The sequence below is a fragment of the Gelidibacter salicanalis genome, assembly GCF_016469035.1.
Classification (GTDB): Bacteria; Bacteroidota; Bacteroidia; order Flavobacteriales; family Flavobacteriaceae; genus Gelidibacter; species Gelidibacter salicanalis_A.
In genome coordinates this window covers 1-231 of the sequence record NZ_JAEHJZ010000341.1, presented here as the reverse complement: position 1 = coordinate 231, position 231 = coordinate 1, and the positions used below count along the sequence as shown (strand labels likewise).

Sequence of the window (231 nt, the reverse complement as noted above, 5' to 3'; positions counted from 1 at the left end):
GTGAATCAGAAACACTTTGTCTTGGTTTTTGTCGAACTCGATTAACTCGGGAATAATCTCCAGCTTGTGACCCACAAAAGTGCGCCCGCAGTCCGTGCTGGTGAAAATATAGCGGTGCACGGTATCGGTGAAGACGTAGTGACAATTGGACATGGGGTGATAGTAGAAACGGGCCAGGGTGGCCAATTGACCATCCTCCAATTTGAATTCTTCCGAGATGTCGCTGAAAGT

The 231-nt window shown here is 48.1% G+C and carries 1 protein-coding gene; it reads right to left on the bottom strand.

Features of this window, described 5'->3' with window-relative positions; all coding sequences use genetic code 11:
• Window positions 1-231, bottom strand: a 231-nt coding sequence (locus JEM65_RS22625) for a hypothetical protein (RefSeq protein WP_233530805.1), incomplete at both ends; no start/stop codon positions are given.